This is a genomic window from Collinsella sp. AK_207A (genome assembly GCF_902501965.1).
Taxonomy (GTDB): domain Bacteria; phylum Actinomycetota; class Coriobacteriia; order Coriobacteriales; family Coriobacteriaceae; genus Collinsella.
Genome location: NZ_CABWID010000015.1, coordinates 45,804 through 67,438 on the forward strand (window position 1 = coordinate 45,804; position 21,635 = coordinate 67,438).

20 protein-coding genes and 1 tRNA gene are annotated in these 21,635 nt (G+C 67.1%); 19 read left to right on the plus strand and 2 right to left on the minus strand.

Annotated features, from left to right (window positions below; all coding sequences use genetic code 11):
- Positions 1–7: 7 nt before the first annotated feature.
- From GDJ97_RS05075 to GDJ97_RS05145, 15 genes are all read left to right on the plus strand, one after another.
- On the plus strand, positions 8–2,029 hold the full coding sequence (locus GDJ97_RS05075) for a hypothetical protein (RefSeq protein WP_226808836.1): 2,022 nt from the start codon (positions 8–10) through the stop codon (positions 2,027–2,029).
- Positions 2,029–2,538 carry a TadE/TadG family type IV pilus assembly protein gene (locus tag GDJ97_RS05080; protein ID WP_226808837.1) on the plus strand — a complete coding sequence of 170 codons (510 nt, stop codon included), beginning with the start codon at positions 2,029–2,031 and terminating at the stop codon, positions 2,536–2,538. The genes GDJ97_RS05075 and GDJ97_RS05080 overlap by 1 nt, the downstream gene beginning before the upstream one ends.
- Complete coding sequence (locus GDJ97_RS05085) at positions 2,535–2,918, plus strand: DUF192 domain-containing protein (RefSeq protein ID WP_152070175.1); 384 nt, start codon at positions 2,535–2,537, stop codon at positions 2,916–2,918. Before GDJ97_RS05080 ends, GDJ97_RS05085 begins: the two co-directional genes overlap by 4 nt.
- Before the next feature lie 85 nt (positions 2,919–3,003).
- Positions 3,004–3,076: transfer RNA gene (locus GDJ97_RS05090), tRNA-Phe, on the plus strand.
- A gap of 69 nt (positions 3,077–3,145) precedes the next feature.
- A complete protein-coding gene (locus GDJ97_RS05095; RefSeq protein ID WP_152070177.1) occupies positions 3,146–4,276 on the plus strand; it encodes a glycoside hydrolase family 5 protein in 1,131 nt (376 codons plus the stop codon).
- Between the two features lie 3 nt (positions 4,277–4,279).
- Positions 4,280–5,221: a 16S rRNA (cytidine(1402)-2'-O)-methyltransferase gene (gene rsmI / locus GDJ97_RS05100; protein WP_152070179.1), complete on the plus strand. Its 942-nt coding sequence runs from the start codon at positions 4,280–4,282 to the stop codon at positions 5,219–5,221.
- A 100-nt stretch (positions 5,222–5,321) separates the two neighbouring features.
- A complete protein-coding gene (metG, locus tag GDJ97_RS05105) occupies positions 5,322–6,926 on the plus strand; it encodes a methionine--tRNA ligase (protein ID WP_152070182.1) in 1,605 nt (534 codons plus the stop codon).
- A gap of 66 nt (positions 6,927–6,992) precedes the next feature.
- A complete protein-coding gene (locus tag GDJ97_RS05110) occupies positions 6,993–7,367 on the plus strand; it encodes a peptide chain release factor-like protein (RefSeq protein ID WP_152070183.1) in 375 nt (124 codons plus the stop codon).
- Between the two features lie 45 nt (positions 7,368–7,412).
- The gene (locus GDJ97_RS05115) at positions 7,413–7,991 is read left to right on the plus strand and encodes an NAD(P)H-dependent oxidoreductase (RefSeq protein WP_152070185.1); all 579 of its coding nucleotides are present in this window, start codon (positions 7,413–7,415) and stop codon (positions 7,989–7,991) included.
- 51 nt (positions 7,992–8,042) lie between these two features.
- A complete protein-coding gene (locus GDJ97_RS05120; RefSeq protein ID WP_152070187.1) occupies positions 8,043–8,417 on the plus strand; it encodes an arsenate reductase family protein in 375 nt (124 codons plus the stop codon).
- Between the two features lie 9 nt (positions 8,418–8,426).
- Positions 8,427–9,290: a 16S rRNA (adenine(1518)-N(6)/adenine(1519)-N(6))-dimethyltransferase RsmA gene (gene rsmA, locus GDJ97_RS05125; RefSeq protein ID WP_152070190.1), complete on the plus strand. Its 864-nt coding sequence runs from the start codon at positions 8,427–8,429 to the stop codon at positions 9,288–9,290.
- 19 nt (positions 9,291–9,309) lie between these two features.
- Positions 9,310–10,305 (plus strand): TatD family hydrolase, encoded by a 996-nt coding sequence (locus GDJ97_RS05130; RefSeq protein WP_152070192.1) that lies wholly within the window; start codon positions 9,310–9,312, stop codon positions 10,303–10,305.
- Between the two features lie 101 nt (positions 10,306–10,406).
- Entirely contained in the window at positions 10,407–11,756 is a 1,350-nt protein-coding gene (locus GDJ97_RS05135) for a D-alanyl-D-alanine carboxypeptidase family protein (protein WP_152070193.1), read from the plus strand.
- 136 nt (positions 11,757–11,892) lie between these two features.
- Complete coding sequence (locus GDJ97_RS05140; protein ID WP_152070195.1) at positions 11,893–12,597, plus strand: response regulator transcription factor; 705 nt, start codon at positions 11,893–11,895, stop codon at positions 12,595–12,597.
- Between the two features lie 331 nt (positions 12,598–12,928).
- Complete coding sequence (locus GDJ97_RS05145) at positions 12,929–14,329, plus strand: cell wall metabolism sensor histidine kinase WalK (RefSeq protein ID WP_152070197.1); 1,401 nt, start codon at positions 12,929–12,931, stop codon at positions 14,327–14,329.
- 344 nt (positions 14,330–14,673) lie between these two features.
- Here the strand turns inward: GDJ97_RS05145 and GDJ97_RS05150 are convergent, their stop codons facing one another.
- Both GDJ97_RS05150 and GDJ97_RS05155 read right to left on the minus strand, forming a co-directional pair.
- A complete protein-coding gene (locus GDJ97_RS05150; protein WP_226808860.1) occupies positions 14,674–15,342 on the minus strand; it encodes a methyltransferase domain-containing protein in 669 nt (222 codons plus the stop codon).
- A gap of 397 nt (positions 15,343–15,739) precedes the next feature.
- Entirely contained in the window at positions 15,740–17,104 is a 1,365-nt protein-coding gene (locus GDJ97_RS05155; RefSeq protein ID WP_152070199.1) for a PFL family protein, read from the minus strand.
- A 205-nt stretch (positions 17,105–17,309) separates the two neighbouring features.
- Here GDJ97_RS05155 and tmk point away from each other — a divergent pair, with 205 nt between their 5' ends.
- From tmk to GDJ97_RS05175, 4 genes are all read left to right on the plus strand, one after another.
- Positions 17,310–17,954, plus strand: coding sequence for a dTMP kinase (gene tmk, locus GDJ97_RS05160; protein ID WP_152070201.1), 645 nt, complete (start codon positions 17,310–17,312; stop codon positions 17,952–17,954).
- 2 nt (positions 17,955–17,956) lie between these two features.
- Positions 17,957–19,093 (plus strand): ATP-binding protein, encoded by a 1,137-nt coding sequence (locus GDJ97_RS05165; protein WP_152070203.1) that lies wholly within the window; start codon positions 17,957–17,959, stop codon positions 19,091–19,093.
- Positions 19,084–20,718 (plus strand): regulatory iron-sulfur-containing complex subunit RicT, encoded by a 1,635-nt coding sequence (locus GDJ97_RS05170; RefSeq protein WP_152070205.1) that lies wholly within the window; start codon positions 19,084–19,086, stop codon positions 20,716–20,718. The genes GDJ97_RS05165 and GDJ97_RS05170 overlap by 10 nt, the downstream gene beginning before the upstream one ends.
- Before the next feature lie 72 nt (positions 20,719–20,790).
- On the plus strand, positions 20,791–21,522 hold the full coding sequence (locus tag GDJ97_RS05175; protein ID WP_152070207.1) for a ComF family protein: 732 nt from the start codon (positions 20,791–20,793) through the stop codon (positions 21,520–21,522).
- The last annotated feature ends 113 nt before the right edge of the window (positions 21,523–21,635 follow it).

Below are 21,635 nucleotides of genomic sequence, written 5' to 3' on the forward strand. Positions count from 1 at the left end.
TTGCGCCTTGGACCTGTTTCGGGAAGACGGGGCCTACACCTCGCTCGCTTCCGCCGTGTCCATGCTCGTGGTCCTGGCGCTCGCCTTCTCGGCGACCACCGCCGCATGGACCATGGCGCGGGCGGGTGACGCACAGGTGGCGGCGGATGCCACATCGCTTGCGGGCGCCAACGTGGTCTCCTCGTACCACACCGCGGCAACGGTGGTGGATGCGGGGATTCTCAGCCTCGGGCTCACGGGGTTCACCGTGACGGGGGCGGGCTTGGTCGGCTTGCTGGTGCCCGGTGCGAGCGCCGCGGCTGCGGAGGCGGTGGATGCGGGCCTTCGGATTCTGGAGACGCGGAACAAGTTCGCCGCCTCCGCATCACGCGGGCTTAAGCGACTCGAGGAGTCCCTGCCCTACCTCATCGCCGCCAACGCGTCGCGCACCTGCGCGGCACAGGGCGCGGGGATGGTCTCGTACACGGGCACGGCCATCGCCGCCCCCTGGGAGTCGGCGTCGGAATTCCCCGCCATCGACGGACCCGCCGTGCCCACGGAGGGGTTGGAGCGGCGAGCGGACGAGCTTGGGGAGGTGGCTGCAGATCTTGCACGGGCGCGCGAGGAGACGGCGGCAGTCAAGGAGCGCGCCTGGTTGGCCGATTGCGGACGCGCCGGCATGAACATGCAGGAGCGTGCCGCGCGGCTCTCGGGCATCTCGGCGGTTGAGAATCCTGATTACGCCTCGAGCCTGACCTGGGAGCCCCAGGTAGCGCTTGATCGGGCTTGCGCGTACTACCGCTGGCGGCGCGATAACGATCGGACGGAAGGCGCCGGCGTGGAGGCGCGGGCGGATGCGGCGGCGCGCCATGCCTTCTATCGGTACGCCACGCGAACGCTCGAGAGCGCGAGCGTGGTGGAGCGCGATGGCATGCTCGTGTGCAAGGTGCCCTTGCTCCCTAAAAACACCGGAGAGGTGAAGGGGACGGAGCTCTATACCGAGGTCGCGTGGCCTACGAGCACGGAGTCTGAGGGGATTACGCTGCATTTTGACGCCTCTTGTCCCGGTGCCACGGGGGCGGCGGGGCCCATCGTCTCGCTTTCCGCACTCGACGCCGGCTCTGTGCGCGAGTGCTCGGTGTGCCGCTTCGGCGTGGGCGATGTGGGGAAGGTCCCCGCCGCCTCCACGAGTATCGACAACGGATTCGAATACCATCTGCGCGAGTTCACGGAGGCGTTGAAGGATTACGAATCCGCGCGAAACCGCGAACTTGAGCTGGAGCGTCAGGCTCGGGGAGGGGCGGAGCGTGCGGGTGACGCCTTCGAGGAAGCGCTGTCGGTGCTCGCGGCCAAGCGGCCGCGCATCGCCCCGCCCGGTCGCTACGGGTGCGTGGCGCTCGTCGTCTCCGGTGAGGCATCCACGCCGGAAGAGCTCGAGAACAGTTTCAGCGCGGGCGTGAAGCTGGATCGGCGTGGCGCCATCTCGGCCGCGACCCTCGCGTCGGATGCCGCCACGCGGGAGAACAACGTGCTGTCGCGTTTCTTCTCGGGGCTGAAGGAGCGCACGGGCGACTCCACGGTGGTGGGCATCGTCGGCAATGCCATGGATCTCTGGGGTGACCTGCTCATGGGATACGGAGACGTGGCATCCCGGCTCGATGAGGTCATGGACGGATTGCTCGGAGGGCTGACCTCCCTTGGGGCCGGGCCCGTGGCAACCTGGCTGGGCGAGCGGGTGCGCGGCTCCCTTGCGGCCGTGGGGTTCGAGCCGGTGGATCTGAGCAGCAGAAAACCGGTGCTCACGGATAGCAGTAACGTGATTTCCGCCGCTGGTATGACCGTTCTTGCGGATGCGCAGGGGGCGTTGCGCAGCCTGTCGGTCGAGACCATGGATCCTGAGGCGCTGCTACAGGCTCTCGGCTACGAGGTGGGGGAGCGCTTAGCAGAAACGGAGTTCACCATCGCGGAGATTCCGCTTCCCGGTGGAGGGTCGATTCCGCTCAAGGTGCGCCTGCGCGACCTCGTAGGAGCGCGAGAAGGGGGCTCATAATGCGCCGGATGTCAGGCGGGCCTGCATGCCGCCAGATTGCTGCGGCGTGCCGCGATGAGCGCGCCCAGGCCACGGTCGAGATGGCTGTCGTGGCGCCGGTGCTCATCGTGCTCGCGCTCATCGTCTACAACCTCATGGTCTTCGTGGCGGCGACCGCGCGCTTCGACCGTGCGGCTCCCGATATCGTTCTCGCCTGCGGCGTGGCGCCATCGGGCGAGGGGGAAGAAGGCAGCGCCGGTGACGCGGCCGAGGTGCGCGAACGGCTCGAGGAGGCGATGGCCGGCTACGAGCTCGAAATCGAGGTTGGCGTATCGGAGGGCGAGGGCGGCGCAAACGATGACAGCCTGCTCGCGTTGGCGGGCGCGCTCAGGACCTACACCTGCACCATGAGCTACCGGCCCTGGCCCTCCGGCTTTTCAGTAGCGGGCGTAGAGATGGGCGCACCGGCGCGTCTTCGGCACGAGCGCGCGGTGACGATCGACCCGTGGAGGCCGGGGGTGGTGCTATGAACGGGTGGAAAGCGTACGCCGCGGCCCGTACCGCGATGACCGCGCTGGGCTGGGGGCCGGCGCGCATCATCGTGGCGGAGGGGTTCGCGGCCCGGCTGGTCGGCATGGGCGCGATTCCCGCGCGAGCGCCGGATGGCAACGGCTACGTGCTGGTGTTTCCCCGCTGTCATGCCGTGCACACCTGCTTCATGGGACGCGCACTCGATATCGCCTTCGTGGGTGGGCAGGGCCGGGTTCTCGCTCATTACGAGCACGTGGTTCCCTGGCGCTTCCTTTCTTGCCCGGACGCTCAGCTCGTGCTGGAACGGGTTGCCGTAGCCTCTCCCGAGTCCGCGGGCCGCCCCCCGCGAGCCGCAAGCGGATGGGAGCTGGTGCCGTGACCCCTCCGAGCGACTTTCAAAAGATCTCCCTTGACGACACACGGATGTTTGTTATAGTTATCGAGCTGTCGTTCGCGACAGACGTGGCCAGATAGCTCAGTTGGTAGAGCAGAGGACTGAAAATCCTCGTGTCAGGGGTTCGACTCCCTTTCTGGCCACCCTTCGCAAGGTAAGCGCCCGGCGGTTTCGCTGGGCGCTTTTTGCATTCGAGGTAAGGGGTCCCTCCCATGGCTCAGATCGTTGGCAAGGGCAACCGTCGCGCGAGCGGAAAGAAGGGGCGGGCCGAGCGACCCGCTGCCGAGCGCATCCGCGGCGTCAATCTTTCCGGCTGGTTCATCCCCGAGCCCTGGGTGACCCCGTCGCTCTTCTCGGCTACCGGCGCTCTCAACGAGGCTGAGCTGCAGGCGGCGCTCGGGTGCGCTGCATATACCGAGCGCGTTCGCCAGCATTACGAGACGTTCATCACTGAGGACGACTTTCGTCGCATGTCCTCAATTGGCCTCAATTCCGTGCGTGTACCGGTGCCGTGGTGGGCATTCGGCTCCCAGGGGGACTGTGGCACGCGCATCCCCGTCATCGACTACATCGACCGCGCTATGGAGTGGGGCGAGAAGTACGGCATGAGTGTGCTGCTCAACTTGGCCACGGTGCCGGGCAGTCAGGGCGATTCCAACGACTCGCCCACCACGCCCGAGTCCACGGCGGAGTGGCACTCCTCCACGAACGGGCGGAGCGTGGCGCTCGACGTGCTCGAACGGCTGGCCGAGCGCTACGGTTCCGCGGACAGCCTCTTCGGTATCGAGCTGTTGGACTCCCCGATCGTGCGCCATCGAACCGGGCTCTTTACGGTCACGGAGGGCATTCCAGCCCACTACCTGCGCAACTTCTATCGCGATGCCTATGCTCTCGTGCACACCCACATGCCGGAGAGCAAGGCCGTGGTATTCTCGGCGTCGGGACATCCCGACATGTGGAGCCACTTCATGCGTGGTGACGAGTACCGGAACGTCTACATGGACATCCACCTCTACCATTACCGCGACGACACCGCGCAGGATATCACCTCGCCTCGCGGCATCTCGAGCGCCGTCATGCGCAACAAGCGCATGATCGAGGAGGCCAAGCGCGCGGGATTCCCCGTCATCGTGGGTGAGTGGTCGGGCGCCGCCGTCATGGCGGGGGCCTCGGTAACGCCTGAGGGCCGCGCCGCCTACGAGCGCGTGTTCGTGGCGAACCAACTCGCCACGTTCGACGCGGTGGACGGTTGGTATTTCCAGACGTGGAAGACCGAGAAGCGCATTCCCGCGTGGGATGCCCGCGCCGCGCTCGGCACGCTCGAGCGCGCGATGCTCTCGTAGCGCATGACTAGCAGGGAAGACAAGGAGGCCGCCGTGCAGGCTCAGTCCGGTTCCGCAGGGGCAGGGCGTCTCTACGTGGTCGGCACGCCCATCGGCAACTTAGGCGACCTCTCGCCGCGCGCGGCGGAGGCGTTCCGCGCGGCGGATTCCGTGCTTTGCGAGGACACGCGGGTGACGGGCAAGCTTCTCGCGCATTTGGGCATCTCCAAACCGCTCGTCCGCTGCGACGAGAACGTGATCGCGGCCCGCGCGGGCGCGCTGGTCGACCGCATGGCGACGGGTGAGGTCTTCGCCTTCGCTTCCGATGCGGGCATGCCCGGCGTCTCGGATCCGGGTCAGGTGCTGGTCGACGCCGCACGCGACGCCGGGATCGCCGTGGAGGTGGTTCCCGGCCCCGTGGCGTGCGTGACCGCGCTGGTTGCAAGCGGCATTCCCTGCGAGCACTTCTTCTTCGAGGGTTTTCTGCCCCGCAAACACGGTGAGCGCGTGCGGCGGCTGCGCGAGCTCGCATTCGTGCCCGGCGCGCTCCTCTTCTACGAGAGCCCGCGCCGCGCCGCGGATTCGCTGGCCGCCGTCGCCGAGGTGTTCCCTGGGCGCGACGTGGCGCTCTGCCGGGAGCTGACGAAGCTCCACGAGGAGGTGCTGCGCGCGTCCGCGCCCGCGCTGCTGGACGAGGTGCAAGCGCGCGAGGAGCTGCGCGGCGAATGCGTGATCGTGGTGGCGCCGCCCTCTGCGGAGGAGCTGGCCGCTTGGCGCGCGGGATCCGGAGCCGCTATCGGCGCCCCTGCCTCGGCCGAAGACCGCGACGCGGCCCTGCGCACGGACATCCGCGAGGCGCTGGCCGCCGGCGAGTCCGTCTCGGCCATCGCCAAGCGCCTCTCGCAGAAGCACTCCCTCAAGAAGCGTACCGTCTACGAGCTCGCCTTGGAGCTGCAGGAGTCCTAAAGCCGCGGCAACAGCCCACGTTGCCTTGCCGCAGCCTGCCCGTCATGCGCTAGAATACCGGACTGTCCGAGCATACCCGTCATCAGGGAGGGACCCGCGCATGGCAGACAAGCCGTCCTACTACATCACCACCCCCATCTACTACGTGAACGCCGCGCCGCATCTGGGCACCGCGTACTCCACCATCCTCGCCGACGTGCAGGCGCGCTTCCGCCGCAGCATGGGCTACGACGTCAAGTTCCTCACCGGCTTGGACGAGCACGGCGAGAAGGTGGCTCAGTCCGCCGAGCAGCACGATATGACGCCGCAGGCCTGGTGCGACTCCCTCGTGCCCGCCTTCAAGGACCTCTGGGCGGAGCTCGAGATCACCAACGACGACTTCATCCGCACCACGCAGGAGCGCCAGACCCGTGCCGTCCAGCACCTGTGGGAGGTCCTGCGCGACCGCGGTTACATCTACAAGGGCAGCTACGACGGCTGGTACTGCGTGCCCGAGGAGACCTACTTCACCGAGACCCAGGTGCACCACGCCGACGAGGAGCGCCACACCGAGGGCCAGCACCTCTGCCCCGACTGTGGCCGTCCGCTCGAGCGCGTGCAGGAGGAGAGCTGGTTCTTCAAGCTCTCCGCGTTCCAGGAACCGCTGCTCAAGCTCTACCGCGAGCATCCCGAGTTCGTGGAGCCGGAGATCCGCCGCAACGAGGTCATCTCCTTTGTGGAGGGCGGCCTCAAGGACCTGTCCATCTCGCGCACGAGCTTTAACTGGGGTATCCCCCTGCCGTTTGACGAGAAGCACGTCACCTACGTGTGGTTCGACGCGCTGATCAACTACCTCACTGCGGTGGGCTACGGCCAGCCGGGCGAGGAGGCTGCCGCCGAGCTCGCCCGCCGCTGGCCCGCGCAGGCGCACATCGTGGGCAAGGACATCATCCGCTTCCACTGCGTGATCTGGCCCGCCATGCTCATGGCCGCCGGCTTGGACGTGCCCGGCCAGGTCTTCGCGCACGGCTTCCTCATGGTGAAGAACGAGGAGACCGGCAAGGGCGAGAAGATGTCCAAGAGCCGCGGCAACGCCATCGCGCCGCGCGAGGTTATGGACCTGCTGGGCGTGGAGGGCTACCGCTACTACTTCATGACGGACGTGGTGCCCGGTACCGATGGCGCCATCTCCTTCGGCCGCATGCATCAGGTGTACAACGCCGACCTGGCTAACAGCTGGGGTAACCTCATCTCCCGCTCGCTCAACATGAGCGCCAAGTACTTCGATGGCTGCGCGCCGGCAAAGCCCGCCGCGGCCGATGCGTTCGAGAACCCGCTCGCCCAGGTGGCCGAGGGTATCGTGGGCCGCTATGCCGCCAAGATGGGGGCCTTTGCCTACGGCGAGGCCGCGGCCGAGGTCATGGAGCTCGTGCATGCCGCGAACCACTACATCGAGGACGCCGAGCCCTGGGCGCTCGCCAAGGATCCTGCCAAGGCCGATGAACTTGCCTTCGTGATCTACAACCTGCTCGAGGCCATCCGTATCGCCGCGCACCTGCTCATGCCGTTCATGCCTCAGACGAGCACCGAGGCCCTGCGCCGCATCTCCTGCGAGGCCGAGGCCGGGACGGACGACCTTGCCGCCGCGTGCGCGTGGGGCGGGCTCGCCGGTGGCCAGCCGGTGGAGAAGGGCGACGCGCTCTTCCCGCGCCTGCAGGAGGAGTAGCCGACTATCAGCGCTGCGGGCTCTCGTTCGATCGCCGTGTCCGCGTCGCATGCTACGATGGTCGGCATGGAGAATGAGAAGCTGACATACCGTGACTTTGCCGCATATGCCGCGCTGCCGCTCGATGAGCTGGCGCGCGGCTGCGACGTTCAGGCGTTTCGCGCCACCGGGCCGGGAGGCCAGGGCGTGAACACCACGGACTCCGCGGTGCGCATGGTGCACCGGGCAACGGGCATCGTGGTAACCGCGCGGGAGTCCCGCAGCCAGTGGCAGAACCGTCAGGTTTGCCTGCGCAAACTGCACGAGGTGTTGGCCCGCAGGTCGCGACCTCCTAAGAAGCGCCGTAAGACCAAGGTGTCCCGCGCGCAGCGTGAGCGCCGGATGCGCGATAAGCGCTTCCGCTCCGAGATCAAGCGGTTTCGTCAGCGTCCGGACGCGTAGGGCGAATTGCCCCGCGCCCGCGTGCTAACCCCGAGAGGAGCCCCCATGCCGGATTCGAAGAACGTGCTCATCGTCTACTGCCATCCCTACGAGGGAAGCTTCAACCACGCCGTGCTGCAGGAGGCGTGCCGCGCGCTCGACGCGGCCGGCGCTTCCTGGGAGCTCATCGACCTCGAGGCGGACGGCTTCGACCCGGTGCTCCACGCCCCGGACCTCAAGCTCTACAACGAGGGCGGGTACACCGATCCGCTGGTGGAGCGCTACCAGGACATGATCGAGTGCGCCGACCGCCTGGTGCTGGTGACGCCCATCTGGTGGAACGACATCCCCGCGCTGCTCAAGGGCTGGATCGACAAGGTCATGCTCGTGGGATTCAGCTGGAACGCCACGGGTGCGGGCCTCGCTGGCACGCTCGACCGCTTCATCAAGCGCGTCGATGTGATCACCACGTCCGCGGAGCCCACGGAGCACCTGGAGCCCGCCATCGATGCCGTGCTCATGGACGGTACCTTTGCCCAGCTGGGCGTTCCCGAGCGCCACTGGGCGAACTTCGGCGGCATGGACGCCTCCACGCCCGAGGAGCGCGCCGCGTGGCTCGCGGGCGTGGCGGGGCTGTTGGCGTAAGCCCGCTGCAACGCATCCAATCCCGACCATCGCGCAGAAAGAGGAGCTCCCATGCAACCCGTTCTATTCCTGGAATATCCCAAGTGCACCACCTGCCGCCGCGCGAAGGCGTGGCTGGACGAGCACGGCGTTTCCTACACCGACCGGCACATCGTGGAGGAGAACCCCACCGCCGAGGAACTCGCTGCCTGGCATGAGCTGAGCGGTCTTCCCATCAGGCGCTTCTTCAACACGAGCGGCATGCTCTACCGCGAGCGCAACATCAAGGCGCAGCTTGACGCCGGCATGTCCGACGCAGACGCCTGCGCGCTTCTCGCCGAGAACGGTATGTTGGTCAAGCGCCCGCTCATCGTGGGCGACGACTTTGTGCTCGTGGGCTTCAAGCCCGAGGCCTGGGAGCAGGCGCTGCTCGCCGGGGATCGCTAGGACGCCCGCATGACCATCTCGCCGCTCGCAAGCCCCACCGCCACGCGTGCCCTGCTGGAGACCTATGGGCTCGCCACCAAGCATCGCCTGGGCCAGAACTTCCTGATCGACAACCACGTGATCGAGCGCATCATGGCGCTGGCGGCGCTTGCGCCCGAGGACCGCGTGCTCGAGGTCGGGCCGGGTATCGGCACGCTCACCCTGGCCCTTCTGCAGGAGGCGGGTCGCGTGGCCTCGATCGAGATGGATGCCACGCTGGAGCCAGTGCTCCGGGCGCACGAGCTCGCCCACGATACCTTCTCGTTCATCATGGGCGACGCGCTCAAGGTGGAGCCTGCCCGAGTGGCAGACGCCCTGGGCGACGAGCCGGACATGCTGGTGGCCAACCTGCCCTACAACGTGGCGGCGACCATCATCCTCGACTTCTTCCAGCGCTATCCGAGCCTGCGGGCCGCGGTGGTGATGGTGCAGAAGGAGGTAGCGGACCGTATCGCGGCTGTGCTCGGCACCAAGGCGTACGGCGGCTACACTGCCAAGCTGGCGCTGTACGGCAAGGTGACGGGTCGCTTTGAGGTGCCGCCCCGGTGCTTCCAGCCCGCCCCGCACGTGGATTCCGCGGTGGTGCGCATCGATCGGCACGCAGCGGGCGAGGGCCCGCTGGCGGGGAGCGCGCTTGCGCCCGCGGACGTGGCCCCCGTCATCGATGCGGCGTTTGCCCAGCGCAGGAAGACCATTCGCAACTCCATGGGGGCTTCGGGCTTCGACAAGGCGACGCTGGACGCGGCCTTTGCCGCAGCGGGCATCGCGCCCACGGCGCGCGGCGAGGCACTCGCTCCCGCGGACTTCGTGCGCCTGGCAGAGGCGCTGGGATAGGTCACGCAAAAGGAGGCGTATGGACGGCGAGTCCCTGTCGTTGACGTTTGAGAAGCGCGTCAAGAAGAAGGTGCGCAGCTATGAGGCGCCCGTTCCCTTGGCGCCCCTGGCCGACACCCACGCGCATCTCACGTGCTTCTGGGAGAAGGATCCCGCGGCATGTCTGGCCCGTGCCGCGCTCGTGGGCGTGCGGCGGCTCACCACCTTGTGGGACCCGCTGGGCGACAAACGCGATCTGGCAACGTTCCGCGCCCAGTTGGATGACTGGATCGCGGGTGCTCGCGAGCTGCTGGCGGGCGCTCCCGCCAGTGCCTACGCAGACCTGGGCACCGACGCTCCCGCTCCCGAGGAAATGCTCGATAACCTGCGCTTTCTCGCGGGCGTTCACCCTTACGGCGCTCCGGAGTACACGGATGCCGTGCACGCCCAGGTTGTTGCCGCGCTCGATGATCCGCTCTGCTCGGGCGTGGGAGAGATCGGCCTCGACTACCATTTCGATACGGACGACGACGTTGCGCCCGCCCCGCGCGAGGTTCAGATCGCCTGCATGGAGCGGCAGCTCACCCTGGCGCTGGAGCGCAACCTGCCCGTGGAACTTCATCTGCGGAACGACCCAGACGACGATGGCCGCACGGCGCATGCGGACGCCTACGACGTGCTGCGACGCGTAGGCGCGCCCGCCGCGGGCTGCGTCCTCCACTGCTTTGGCGAGAATCGTCCCACGATGGAGCGCTTCGTAGAACTGGGTTGCTACATCGCCTACGGCGGCGCGGCGACGTTCAGCCGCAACGAGCCCGTGCGTGAGGCCTTCGCCGCCACGCCGCTCGATCGCATCCTCTTCGAGACGGATTGCCCCTACATGGCGCCCATGCCGCTGCGGGGTATTGAGTGCGAGCCTGCCCTGATTGCCTTCACGGCGAGCGCCCTCGCGGCCGATCGCGCGCTGCGCACTGGGGAGGACCCGGCTGCCATCCAGCGTGCGGCGTGGGAGAACGCGTCTCAAATGTTCGGGTAGCGCCGTCGTTGCGCTTTTGTTTGAGCCCGTGCGGGCCGTCGGAGGCGTCTTCGCGCGCGGCTATAATCACCTTCGTTTCGCCCTCTTTCAAAGGATGGTCTATGTTGACATCGCGTTTGCATCGCTTCTTCGTCTCCCTTGCCGCGGCAATCGCCCTGGCGCTTGCCGTGCCTGCGCCGGCGCTCGCGGAGCGGCTGGGCACGGATGTCATCTGCGGTCAGGCGGTTTCGGATTCGGGCATCGCGGAGTCTGACGCTCCCGACCTGACCTGCAGCCACGCCATCGTGGTCGGCCAGGATGGCACCGTCTACTTTGAGCGCGATGCGGATGCCGAGGTCAAGATCGCCTCGATCACCAAGGTCATGACCGCCGTGGTGGCGCTCGAGAACGCCAAGCTCACGGATACCGTCACCGTTGACCATGTGGCGGCGACGGTGGGCGAGTCCTCGGCGAACCTCGCCGAGGGCGACACCATGCCGCTCTCCGAGGCGCTCAAGGGTCTCATGGTCCCCTCGGGTAACGATGCCGCCATCGCCATCGCTACCAGCGTGGGCGCGCTCATCGACCCCTCGAGCACTAACCCGTACCAGACCTTCGTGGACGCCATGAACAAGAAGGCATCCGAGCTGGGGCTCTCGCATACCGTGTACTCCAACCCACACGGGCTTGACGACGGCCAGTGGGCCGGGGAGCTGCACTCCACCGCGCGCGACGTGGCAACGCTCTTCGCGTATGCCATGAAGAACAAGGATTTCCGCGCGATCGAGGAGGATACGAACGACGTCATCAGCGTAACGGGCGCCGACGGCGCGCAGCGTCAGATCGAGCTGCACCGCACGAACAAGACGCTGGGGAAGAACGGCAACATCGGCGGCAAGACGGGCAGCACCGATACAGCGGGCGAGTGCTTCGTCGGCGCTTACACGCGCGACCAGGGCGGAGAGATCTACGCGGTCAACCTGGGCAGCACGAGCAACGATGCCCGATGGAGCGACGCCTTGGCGCTTGCGAACTGGTATTACGACCATGTGGTCGCCTACCCCGTCGCCACCTCCGCGCGTACCACGGCCGAGGGCGAGCCGCTCATGGCACGCGTGGTGCTCTCCGATTGGTCGGATAAGAAGCTCGACGTCACGGTGGGGGATTCGTCCCAGACGGTGGAGCTCTTCAGCCTTGCGGGCAAGGTGAGCGAGAAAGACGACCTCAAGGCGGTTGCCGGTGCCGTGACGAAGGGCCAGGAGGTCGGTACGCTCAAGGTGTACCAGGGCAAGAAGAGGGTTGCGACGGCCAAGCTGGTTGCCGCCGAGGATCAGGCCGCGCCGAGTCCGTTCGAGTGGTTCATGGTACATGTGGACCGCTTGGTGCGCGCGGTGATGGGCGAACCCGAGGAGGACCAGGTGCAGGCGTTCTACACCACGCCCGATGCCACGGGCTTGGATGCTGCTGCCTAAGGTGCCTGCCGTGGCCGAACGGTGGTTCGCCGCCCCGCCCGGTCCCTCCAGCCCCTTAAATGTGCCTTAATGGAACGTGAACTTGCTGCGGCTCCCAAGGTGCTCCGGCATAATGGGGGCGTCGGAAGGAGTGGGCATGGACGCGCCGCATATCCTCGTCGTGGATGACGAGAAGACCATCACTGACCTGGTGGGTATCTATCTTCGCAACGAGGGCTTTGAGGTCACGCTGTGCTACACCGGCGCTGAGGCGGCGAAGGAGATCATCGCTAACGACTACGACCTCGCGGTGCTGGACATCATGCTCCCGGATATCGACGGCTTCGAGCTGCTGCGCACCATCCGCGCCGACCATACCTACCCGGTCATCATGCTCACAGCGCGTGATTCCCAGGGTGACAAGATCGAGGGACTCTCACTTGGCGCCGACGACTACGTGGTCAAGCCCTTCCGGCCGCTCGAGCTGGTGGCGCGGGTAAAGGCGCAGCTCAGGCGCTATACGAGCTACGGCACGCGCGAGCAGGCCGAGCAGGATGCCGCGATCATCAGCTTCGATGGCCTGGTTGTCAACCGGGATGCCCGCAGCGTCACCGTGGACGAGCGCCCCGTGCGCCTCACGCCGCTCGAGTACGCCATCCTGCTCTACCTGGCCGAGCATCGCGGTCACGTCGTTCCGGTGGACGAGCTCTTCTCCGCCGTGTGGGACGAGGAGTTCATGCCGGGTTCCAACAATACCGTCATGGTGCATATCCGCCACCTGCGCGAGAAGATCGGTGACGACGCCCAGAACCCTCGCTTCATCAAGAACATCTGGGGCGTCGGCTACACGATTGAGGCATAGCGTAGCGCCTCTCTCGGCATCGTCTTGGTTCACGAGGAACGCGGCCATCATACGCACGAGGTCTGCGCCCGTGCCTCCACCGATCCAGTCGTTTGCATCGTGGTAACCGCAGCGGTCGATAAAGGTGCTCACCTGCATGGGCAGGTCACCCGACCCCGCGGTTTCGCAATCATTGCCCGTACGGTATGTAAGCACGCAGTTTGATGCCTATGAGCTGCTAAAACAACGAGCCATAGTGGCATCGGGCCCAATCCTAAGTAACTCTTTCGTAGAAGTACCCTCGCCCGATTTCTATACTCGTGGCAGCAAACAGAGAGAAAGCTGGCATTTCATGACGCAGGCAAACGACGAACAAGCACCCAAGGCTGGTCACCGGACGCCGGTGAACCCGATTACCGGGCAGCCGAACGATGGGACGGCGCACGCGGCCGCACCGAATGAGAAGAAGGCGGCGGAGGCGCACGATGCCGCCGCTCATCCCGCCTACGTGCCGCCGCTCAGCGAATCGGATGAGGATCTGGCCATTACACTCGAGCACGCGCGCACGATTCTCGACTCCCGCATCGTTTCGACCACGGTGCTGGTGCTCCTCCTCCTGCTGATGATCGGGTTCCGCAACCTGCCCATGCTCGCGATTCTGCTCTTTGTTGGCTACCTGCTGCTTGACCGATTCGTGTCGGTGCGCCGCTGCATCACGCTGGGCGGCATCGCCTGGCTCATCGTGCTGCTCGTGGGCAACGTGCTCATGGCCCAGCTGGGTCGGTTCCCGCTCACGGTGGACTACCTCTTCATGTTCTGCGGCTTCCTGCTCGCGCTCGCCGTGTGCGGCGCCTTCTTTGCCGGTCGCAGCATGTATTACTACGGCTACGGCCGCGGTCAGGCCGACGCCGACCGCCGTATCGCCCGACACGTGGTGGACCGTTTGGTCGATCATCCGGACGATTGGAGCAACCTCGACGGCGATTACCTTGAGGTTGAGGCGGCACTCGGCCGGGTGCGCGACCGCGAGCGCGCGAGCGCCCAGGCCCTGCGCGACGAAGCTCGGCGCAAGGACGACCTGGTCACCTATCTCGCTCACGATCTCAAGACGCCGCTCGCCAGTGTGGTGGGCTATCTCTCGTTGCTGCAGGAAGCGCCCGACCTGCCCGAGGAGCAGCGCGTGCGCTTTACCGGCGTGGCGCTCGACAAAGCGCACCGTCTGGACGCGCTCATCGAGGAGTTCTTTGACATCACGCGCTTCGACTTCCACGACATCGTGCTCACGCGCGGCTACGTGGACCTCGACCTCATGCTCGCCCAGGTGATTGACGAGTTCTACCCGCAGCTCTCGGCGCAGGGCAAGCATGCCAATCTGGATGTGGCGCCGGGTCTCCGCGTGCTGGTGGACGGCGACAAGATGGCCCGTGTCTTCAACAACGTGATGAAGAACGCCATCGCCTACAGCTACGAGGGCTCCACCATCAACGTGTCCGCCGCGCGCGTGCCCGGCGAGGACGGTGGCACGGGCGCGGTGCGGATTCGCTTCGAGAACGAGGGCGACCCTATTCCGGCGCCCAAGCTCAAGCTCATCTTCGAGAAGTTCTACCGTCTGGACGCCGCACGCGCCACCAATCACGGCGGTGCCGGCCTGGGGCTTGCCATCGCCAAGGAAATCGTCGCCGCCCACGGCGGTCAAATCAGCTGCACGAGCACCCCGGAGCACACCGTCTTCACGATCGTGCTGCCGGAGTAGGTGCCGTTCCTGAGCGGACACCCATACCCTACGCTCAGTCCTCGCGAGACTGGCGAACGGCTTCGCCGTTCGCTCAGTTCGCTGCGGAGTGTCGCTTCGGGTATGGGGGTCCGCATCGGCACCACGTCCGGAGGGCAGCATTACCAAGATGTTCGGGCTTCGGCTCCATCTTTCCGGTGATGTTCAGCCATTTCAATCGTCCACTGATGGCCTGGTTACGCGAGTAACAACTGTGTCTTTCCCTGCGGGGTCGTATGCCCGAAGCGGCACTCCGCAGCGAACTGCGAAAACGGCAAAGCCGTTTTCCAGTCTCGCGAGGGCTGGGCGAAGGGCATGCGACCCCGCTAGACGGGCTTCCAGGCGATGAATGCCCAGCGTACGATGCGGGTGTGGTCGAGCATGTAGCGGCCCTGCGGTTTGCCTTTGGGACCGGGTTCGCCGGCATGCGGGTTTGCCACCATGTGGGCCGCTAGGTACGCGCGCAGTTCGGGCAGGCGGTGCTCGTTGCCGTTCTCGAGCATGCGGGCAAAGTCGGCCACGGTCGCTTCGAGCGAATCGAACGTGTCGTGCCGGGGGCTCTCGATATAGGAAACCTCGGGCGCGGCGCCCATGCCAACCAAGATGTTGAAGGCGTAGACGAAGTCGCGGCTCTGGGTGACGGATGCCCCGATGGCGTCCATGATGTGCATGTCGTAGCGAGGGCTGGCGTTGAAGACGAGCGTGACGCAGCAGCGGCGCCGGGCAACATGATCAAGCTTGGCAAGCGCTGCGCCCAGATCCGCGGTTGCGATGGACCGGCTTGCAAAGGCCACATCTACGGATTTATCAGCAAGGCCTGCCGCCAACCAGTCATCGTCCCAGGCAAGCAATTCAGGTTCAATCAGATCGGCAACGTCGTAGTACGCAGCCGCCTCATCCAGCGCATCGAGCATCGCCTGTGAGAAATCAGCTGCCACCACCCGATGCCCTGACCGCGTAAGCGGCACCGCAAGCGACCCGGCCCCGCACCCCATGTCGAGCACGCTCTCACCAGGCCGAACGTCCGCCAGCTTAAGGAAATCCCGCGCATACGGCTGCGTCTCACGAGGACGAAAATGTCGAGCCCGCGCATTCCAGAAGTCCGGCGAATCCGGCGACCTCCGCGCCCGCTGCAACTTCTTCCACTCATCGTTCCAGTCCGTCTCGAGCAACGTGGCCCGAACAGGCCCGTCACCCGTGCAGCCACAGTCACCCACGCGCTCAACCTTTCCTTCCAAACCACCACGCCGCCACGGCCGCGCCCCGCGCCGCAGCCAGCGAAGTTAACGTTTTGGCCGGAGGGCCGGGGTATATAGTCACGCGCGCAGTTCTGCAGCGAAGCGAAGCTGTTTGAGCACGGGACTATATACCCCGGCCCTCCGGCCCGGTACGCTAGTTCTTCAGGCTGTTGAGCGGCGCGGGGAAGCGGCCGCCGCGGTGCGCGAACACCGTGCCGGCGTGGGGGTTCACCCGCATGACGGGGGCTTTGCCAAAGAGGCCGCCCCACTCCACGGCATCGCCCTCGCCGCGACCGATGGCCGGAATGATGCGCACGGCCGTGGTCTTGTTGTTGATGACGCCGATGGCCATCTCGTCGGCGATGATGCCGGCGATGGCCTCCACGGAGGTGTCGCCCGGAACGGCGATCATGTCCAGGCCCACGGAGCACACGCAGGTCATGGCCTCGAGCTTCTCGATGGAGAGCGCGCCCGCCTCGGCGGCCTCGATCATGCCGGCGTCCTCGGACACGGGGATGAACGCGCCGGAAAGCCCGCCCACCGAGGAGCTCGCCATGACGCCGCCCTTCTTGACGCAGTCGTTCAGCAGCGCGAGCGCCGCGGTGGTGCCGGGGCCGCCGCACTGGCCCACGCCGATGATCTCGAGGATCTTCGCCACGGAGTCGCCCACGGCCGGGGTGGGGGCGAGCGAGAGGTCCACGATGCCCTTCTCCACGCCCAAGCGCTTGGCGGCCTCGCGGCTCATGAGCTCGCCGGCGCGCGTGATCTTGAACGCGGTCTGCTTGATGCGCTCGGCAACTTCCATCATGTCGGCGGCCTCGGGTAGCTCCTCAAGGGCCGCGGCCATCACACCGGGGCCGGAAACGCCCACGTTGATGACGGCGTCCGCCTCGCCGGAGCCGTGCGTGGCGCCCGCCATGAAGGGCGAGTCCTCCACCATGTTGGCAAAGACCACGAACTTGCTCGCTCCCACGCACTCGCGGTCGGCCGTGAGCTCTGAGGCGCGGCGGATGAGCTGGGCCGTGAGCAGCACGGCGTCCATGTTGATGCCGGCACGCAGGCTCGCCACGTTCACGCTCGAGCACACGCGGCTGGTGGTCGCCAGGGCCTCGGGGATGCAGGCCATGAGCCGGCGGTCGGCGTCGCCGATGCCCTTGTGGACGAGCGCGGAATAGCCGCCAAGGTAATCGATGCCGAGCGTCTCGGCCGCGCGGTCGAGCGCGTGTGCGAGCGGCACCAGGTCGGCGTCCGGACACGCGGCGGCGATCTGCGCTACGGGCGTTACCGACACGCGCTTGTTCACGATGGGAATGCCGTATTCGCGCTCGAGGTCCTGCGCGGTGGAGACCAGGTGCTCGGCGGTCTTGGTCACGTGGTCGTACACCTTGGTACACATGCGGTCCAGGTTCTCGTCCGCGCAGCCCATGAGCGAGATACCCATGGTGATGGTGCGGATGTCTAGGTTGTGCTCGGAGACCATGCCCCGGGTCTCGGCGATTTCCTGCGGTGTGATCGACATGGGAGGCTCCTGTTCCGCGATGTTCAGATGCGCTCATTCTACCGCCTGCGAGGGTCGGGTCCCAGTGCCGCGCCTTTATCGCATAACTCGGCTGCTGCGGCCATGACTTCGGTGCGCCGCCTTTTACGTAATTCCGGGGTGCCTCTGGGGCGCCGGGGTACTGCGGGGTATGATGGATAGACTCAAACGACCCCGGGAGCTTGGCATGACCTCTCTGTTCATAACGCTCGAAGGCATCGACGGCTGCGGCAAGACCACGCAGGCGGCGCTCCTGGCCGATGCCCTCTCCCGCGCGGGCGTGGACGTGCTCTCGCTCCGCGAACCGGGCGGCGTCGCCATCTCCGAGAAGATCCGCGCCATCCTGCTCGACCCGGCCAACGCCGAGATGGGCGACACCTGTGAGCTGCTCCTCTATGAGGCCGCCCGTGCCCAGCTGGTGCATCAGGTGATCGCGCCGGCGCTCGCCGCGGGCCGTACCGTGGTCTGCGACCGCTTCTACGATTCGACCACCGCCTACCAGGCGTATGCCGCGGGACTCGACCCGGCCCGTGTGGGCGCGGCCAACGAGCTGGCGGTCGATGGCTGCCATCCGGACCTCACGCTCGTGTTCGAGCTCCCGGTTGAGGAGGCGGCTCGCCGCGCGGCCGTGCGGAACGGCTCCCCCGATCGCGTGGAGGCCAAGGGGCTTGCCTACCAGCGACGCGTGGCCGAGGGCTTTCGCACCATCGCCGCCGCGGAACCAGGGCGCGTGCGCCTGATCGATGCCGCGGGTACCCCGGATGAGGTCTTTGCCCGCGTGCTCACCGTGCTGCGCGCGGCGGGCCTGCCCGCCGGTACCGTGGGGGAGTAGCCATGGCTTCTTTGCTGGAACAGCTGGATACCCAGCCGCGGGTGCGCGACTTCCTCGCCCGCGCCGTCGCCCAGGGTCGCACGAGCCATGCCTATCTCTTCCTAGGCGCTCCCGGCTTCGGCAAGCTCGACGCCGCCTGGGCGCTCGCGCAGGCGCTGCTCTGCGACCATGGCGATGACGAGCCGCCGGTGCACGGCTGCGGCGCCTGCGACGCGTGCATCCGCGTGGCGCGCCATACGCACCCTGACGTTCACTGCTACGCGCCGGAATCGGCCACGGGCTACCTGATCTCGCAGACGCGCGAGCTGCTCTCGGACGTGGCGCTCGCCCCCATTCGCGGGCGCGGCAAGGTCTATATCATCGAATCGGCCGAACGGATGCGCGCCAATACGGCGAACGCGCTGCTGAAGACGCTCGAGGAGCCCCCTGGGGGCGTGACCTTCATCCTGCTCGGCACCTCGTCCGAGGCCATCCTCCCCACCATCGTCTCGCGGTGCCAGTGCGTGCCGTTCCGCATGATCCCGCCCGCGCAGGCGGCCGAGTCCGCGCAACGCGCCACCGGCCTGCCGATCGAGCGCTGCCGCATGGGGGTCGCCGTGGCGGGGAGTCCCGCTCGCGCTGTTGAGTTCCTCAAGTCGCCGCTGCGCCAGGACGCGCGCCGCGCCATGGTCCGTGCCATCGACGCGCTGCCCCAGGCGGACGAGGCGGACGTGCTCGCTCGTGCCAAGGAGATCACCATCGCCTGCGATGCCCCGCTCGCCGACGTGGAGTCCGCGCAGAAGGCGGTGCTCGAGCAGAACGCCGATTACTTCACCGCCAATGCCAAAAAGCAGCTGGAAGATCGCAACAAGCGCGAGCTAACGGCGCGCAGGCGTTCGGGTATCATGGAAGTGCTGGCGAGCGCCCGTTCGCTTCTGCGCGACGTGCTGTGCCGCCTGGAAGGCGTGTCGGAAGACGTCGCCAACGCGGACGTTCCCGAGGTCATCGATCGCCTCGCCGCTCGCACGGCGCCCGCAGGCGCTATGCGCGCGCTCGAGGCAGTTGACCGCGCCGAGGCGCAGATTCGCCGCAACGTTACACCTCAGCTGGCCCTGGAGGTCATGCTGCTCGATATCAGGAAGGCGCTCCTATGCCTGTAGTTGTCCCCGTCAAGTTTCCCTATGCCTCCAAGGACCTGTGGTTCGACCCCGAGGGCCTCGACATCGCGCAGGCGGACTACGCCGTGGTGTACACCGAGCGCGGCACCGAGATCGGGCTGGTGACCGAGGATCCCTTCGAGGTTCCCGCGTCCCGCTTGGCCGCCCCCCTCAAATCCGTGATCCGCATCGCCGACGACGCCGACCTCGACCGCGCCGACGAGCTGGCGCGCAAGGGCGAGGACGCCATGAGCGATTTCCGCCGCCTGGTCAAGGAGAACGGCCTGGAGATGAAGCCCGTGGGGGTGGAGTTCCTCTTTGGGGGCGAGAAGGCCGTCTTCTACTTTGCCGCTGAGGAGCGCGTGGACTTCCGCCAGCTCGTGCGCGACCTCTCCAACCGTTTCCACGTGCGCGTGGACATGCGCCAGATCGGCGTGCGCGACGAGACGCGGCTGGTCGGCGGCTACGCCACCTGCGGCCAGGAGCTGTGCTGCGCGCGCTTTGGCGGCCAGTTCGAGCCGGTGTCCATCCGCATGGCCAAGGAGCAGGACCTGCCGCTCAACTCCTCCAAGATCTCGGGCGTGTGCGGGCGCCTGATGTGCTGCCTGCGCTACGAGTTCGAGGCGTACAAAGACTTCAAGAGCCGTGCGCCCAAGAAGAAGACGCTCATCGACACCCCGCTTGGCAAGGCGCGCATCGTGGAGTACAACACCCCGCGCGAGCAACTGGTGCTGCGTCTGGAGGGCGGCAAGGTGTTCCGCGTGAACCTCGCGGATATGAGCTGCTCGGACGATTGCAAGAAGCACGCTTCCGAGCAGGGCTGCAACTGCCGCCCCGACTGCGTGACGCGCGACATCATGGAGAAGATCGAGTCGCCCGAGATCAAGCTCGCACTGCTCGAGCTCGATCGCAAAAATGGCGTGGACGTGGGCGATGGCCTCGATAAATCCGATCGCATCGCCGCGAGTGGCCCCACGCCCGGCGCGCGCCGTCGGCGCAACCGCGAGGAGGCTGCAGGTGCCGGCAAGCCCGCCGGCGGCGAGAATCACGGTCGCGCGCGCAAGGTTTCCCCGGAAGACACCGCCGCGCCTGCCGAGGGCCAGGGCCGCAAGCGTCGCCGCCGGAGCGGTGGGGACGGCTCGGGGGATGCCCAGCGCGGCCAGCAGCAGGTGGCCGATCGCCAGCAGCGTCCGGGTCCCGCGCGCGAGGGTGAGGGTCAGGGCCAGCAGCCGCGCCGTCGCCGTCGTCACCTCTCAAGCGAGGAACGCGATGACGCCTTCCGCGCCGCCGCGGCGCGCGAGGCGGGGAAGAGCGCTCCCGCCGGCGAGCAGGGTCGCGAGGATGCCGGTTCCGCGCCGACGGGCGGCCGCCGCCGCCATCGCAGCGCGTCGCAGAAGCCCGAGGTGCCGTCCGTGGCAGACCAGGTTGCCGAGGGCGAGGTGCGCGTAACGCGCCGCCGGCCCGGTGACGGCGGCGGTGCCCAGAATGGAGCCGCCCCGACTTCCGAGGGCGCGCCCGCGGAGGGCGCCGCTCCCAAGAAGCGTCGCCGTCGCCGCCCGCGCAAGCGTGGCCAGGAGGGCGCCGGCGGTCAGGAGAGCGGCGGTAGCCAAGAGAGCAGCGAGTCGTAACGCAGATGGGGCAATTCGCCGAGCGCGGATTGCCCCCTGTTGTTTGCCGGGACTGCGGAAGGGGAGGGTGACATGGCGGACGGTGTGCTGGGAGGCGCCCTGGAGTTCGCCCTCGAGACCCTGTCCCCCACGCGCTGCGCGGGCTGCGAGCGCCCGGGAGCGCTCATCTGCGATCGCTGTCTCTCCCGGTTCCAGCTCATCGACCCGCGGCTATCCTGCACGCGGTGCGGCGCCCCTTTTGGCTCCCTGCTCTGCACGGAGTGCCAAGGCGAGCACGGCGCGTGCGAGCGGGTACTCGCGGCGGCTTCCTTCGAAGACCCGGTGCCGCGCATCGTCCGTGCGTACAAAGACGGCGGCGAGCGCCGCCTGGCCCCGCTCATCGCCGACCTGCTGCTCGATACCGCCGAGCATGCCGAGCGCGTGGCCCCGGAACGGTACGGCGGCATCCTCTCGGCGGCGGACGCCATAACGTTCGTGCCCGTCACGGCCGAGGCCTTCCGCCGCCGCGGCTTCGACCATATGGAGGACGTGGCCCGCGCGTTTTCAGGGCGCTCGGGAACACCCCTGGTAGATGCATTGATCAAGCATGGTCGGGCCGATCAGCGCGCCCTTGGCCGTGCAGGGCGCATGGCGGCGGGGCGCGATGGCTACGAGGTGGCGGCGGAGGTGGGCGGCAAGCATCTGCTCCTGCTCGACGACGTGATCACCACCGGCGCCACGATGAACGCCGCGGCATCCGCGCTGCTCGCTGCCGGCGCCGCGCGGGTGGATGCCCTTGCCCTGGCGCGGGTCTGGGGCAGCTGATACCAACCCCTGGGCACGTTCTCCGGCAAAACCTGCGCATTCGTGCACTTCGAGTGAATTCACCCATCTATACATTAACCTTCAACTAGAGCTTCAAGCTGTTATATACTGTC